At 30.6% G+C, this 2788-nt stretch carries 3 protein-coding genes and 1 tRNA gene; 3 read left to right on the plus strand and 1 reads right to left on the minus strand.

The window, feature by feature from the left end:
• Positions 1-406: 4'-phosphopantetheinyl transferase superfamily protein (locus Q0352_RS12835; protein ID WP_367274648.1), on the minus strand; the 406-nt coding region annotated here is incomplete at its 3' end.
• A gap of 84 nt (positions 407-490) precedes the next feature.
• Here Q0352_RS12835 and ahcY point away from each other — a divergent pair.
• The 3 genes from ahcY (at position 491) to Q0352_RS12850 (ending at position 2787) form a co-directional block, all read left to right on the plus strand.
• Positions 491-1807 (plus strand): adenosylhomocysteinase, encoded by a 1317-nt coding sequence (gene ahcY / locus Q0352_RS12840; protein ID WP_299528075.1) that lies wholly within the window; start codon positions 491-493, stop codon positions 1805-1807.
• Between the two features lie 105 nt (positions 1808-1912).
• On the plus strand, positions 1913-2707 hold the full coding sequence (locus Q0352_RS12845) for a universal stress protein (RefSeq protein ID WP_299528077.1): 795 nt from the start codon (positions 1913-1915) through the stop codon (positions 2705-2707).
• 6 nt (positions 2708-2713) lie between these two features.
• Positions 2714-2787 (plus strand) — tRNA-Ala (locus Q0352_RS12850).
• Position 2788: the final 1 nt, after the last annotated feature.

Below are 2788 nucleotides of genomic sequence, written 5' to 3' on the forward strand. Positions count from 1 at the left end.
AATCATCATCTTCATGAATAAAGCCTCTTTCAAAGTTGACGAATTTATGCTGAATGATTTTTATTTTCTCTCTATTTTTTTCAATATCAATTCCAACTTCAATATCACTAATAATTAAAGCTGAAAATGTAAACGAGTGCGTTATAGAAATATGATTTCCATCTTTTAAATGTGGTTTACCATTGTCGGTATAATATAAATCGAAGTCGTTATAACCAGCAGCTTTTAATAAATGACGAACACTTAAAAAACCACGTTGATGTAATTCAGATTTCATTGAAAGTAATCTGTTTTCACTTCTTTCAGTTAAAGGTGTGTTTTCTAATAATTCATCAAAAGATTCTTCAATTTTCCACACAAAAATTGAAGTATAACTATTTGGTTTAATGGTTTTGTATAAAGGCATTTAGTTTTTCAAATGGATTTTGTACTTTTGCAAAATCTATAAACAATGTTTGGTTGTTTTAAATAAAAAACAAATTTAATAAATATGAGTACAGAAACATCAACTTACGTAAAATATAAAGTAAAAGATATTAATCTTGCAGATTGGGGACGTAAAGAAATTCATTTGGCAGAAGCAGAAATGCCAGGCTTAATGAGTTTAAGAGAAGAGTTTAAAGGACAAAAACCTTTAGCAGGAGCAAGAATTGCAGGTTGTTTACATATGACTATACAAACTGCAGTTTTAATAGAAACTTTGGTAGATTTGGGTGCCGAGGTAACTTGGAGTTCTTGTAATATATTTTCAACTCAAGATCAAGCTGCTGCCGCAATTGCTGCTGCAGGAGTTTCAGTATACGCTTGGAAAGGTTTAAGTGAAGAAGAATTTGACTGGTGTATTGAACAAACCTTATTTTTTGGTGAAGATAAAAAACCATTGAACTTAATTTTAGATGATGGTGGAGATTTAACCAATATGGTGTTGGATAGATATCCTGAATTAGCAGCAGGCATTAATGGTTTAAGTGAAGAAACTACCACTGGAGTTCACCGTTTATATGATAGAGTGAAAGCAGGTACATTGCCAATGCCAGCTATAAATGTGAATGATTCTGTAACTAAATCTAAATTTGATAATAAATACGGATGTAGAGAAAGTGCTGTTGATGCAATTCGTAGAGCAACTGATTTAATGTTAGCAGGTAAACGTGTAGTAGTTTGTGGTTATGGAGATGTTGGTAAAGGAACAGCAGCTTCATTTAAAGGAGCAGGGTCAATTGTTACAGTTACTGAAATTGATCCAATTTGTGCGTTGCAAGCTGCAATGGATGGTTTTGAAGTAAAAAAATTAGACTCAGTTGTTGGAAATGCAGATATTGTAATTACAACTACCGGAAATAAAGACATTGTACAATCTCGTCATTTTGAAGCTATGAAAGACAAAACCATAGTTTGTAACATTGGTCATTTTGATAATGAAATTGATATGGCTTGGTTGAACAGTAAATACGGTTCTACAAAAGTTGAAATTAAACCACAAGTAGATAAATATACTATTGGAGAAAATGAAATTCTAGTGTTAGCTGAAGGTCGTTTGGTAAATTTAGGTTGTGCTACAGGGCATCCTAGTTTTGTAATGAGTAATTCATTTACAAATCAAACATTGGCTCAATTAGAACTTTGGAACAATAGAGAAGCGTATAAAAATGAAGTTTATATGTTGCCAAAGCATTTAGATGAAAAAGTAGCTCGTTTACATTTAGCTAAAATAGGTGTTGAATTAGAAACGCTACGTGAAGACCAAGCAAAATATATAGGTGTTGAAGTTGAAGGACCTTACAAACCAGAATATTATAGGTACTAAGAGTAAATAGTTCAAAACAAAACTTCGTTACTGAAAAAATAACGAAGTTTTGTTTTTAATATATGTTTACAATTTAATTGATACATTTGTTGAAATTTTTAGAATATGAAAACTATTTTAGTTCCATTAGGAAACTCAGAAAAAGCGATTAACACTTTACAATATGCAATAGATTTTGCAACAGTTTCAAGTGCTAAAATATATGTAGTTCAAGTTTTTGGCTCAGCCAAAACCACAGGACATCTTAAAAATATTGATGCCATTTTAGAGAAGGATACCAAAGATGAATTAGCCCATATTTTATCTAAGGTTGATTCAAAAAATATCATTATTAAATCAATTGTCGTAAAAGGCAGTATTTTAGATGTTATTTCAAGAGCTGCTGAAGAATTAGATATAGACTTAATTATTTCTTCGGCGTATTTATCAACTGCTGATTCCTCTATTTATTTGGGAGAAATTGTAGGTGGAATTGTTAAACAAACTGAATTACCAATGTTAATTATACCTAAAGGATATGTTTTTAAACCTATAAAAAATATTTTATTAGGTTTACGATCAGGGTTGATTAAAAAAGAGGGGGTTTTAGATCCTTTAAAAAATATTGTAACTCTTTTTAAAGCAAAAGTAAATTTATTACATGTTATTACTCCATATAATACTTTGGAAGATAATTCTTTACATCAAAATTTTAAAGAAGTAGCAGATACCATTTTTAATAGTGAAAATGCAACAGTTTATCAAGGAGTTTTAGAACATTTGATTGAAATAAATCCTGATATGATGTGTGTTATAAGAAATAAACGTGGATTTTTAATTCGTCTTTTGGAACAAAACACCATTAAAAAAATCGATTTTGAAAGTAGAGTTCCACTTTTAGTATTAAAAGGTAATTTATAATAGAAAGGGGATGTAGCTCAGTTGGCTAGAGTGCTTGACTGGCAGTCAAGAGGTCGTGGGTTCGATTCCCATCTTCTCCAC

The organism is uncultured Lutibacter sp. (assembly GCF_937891065.1).
Lineage (GTDB): Bacteria > Bacteroidota > Bacteroidia > Flavobacteriales > Flavobacteriaceae > Lutibacter.

What these genes read in the sequence shown, in the direction of transcription:
- ahcY (WP_299528075.1), top strand. Translation starts at nt 491, where the DNA reads ATGAGTACAGAAACATCAACTTACGTAAAATATAAAGTAAAAGATATT.
- Q0352_RS12845 (WP_299528077.1), top strand. Translation starts at nt 1,913, where the DNA reads ATGAAAACTATTTTAGTTCCATTAGGAAACTCAGAAAAAGCGATTAAC.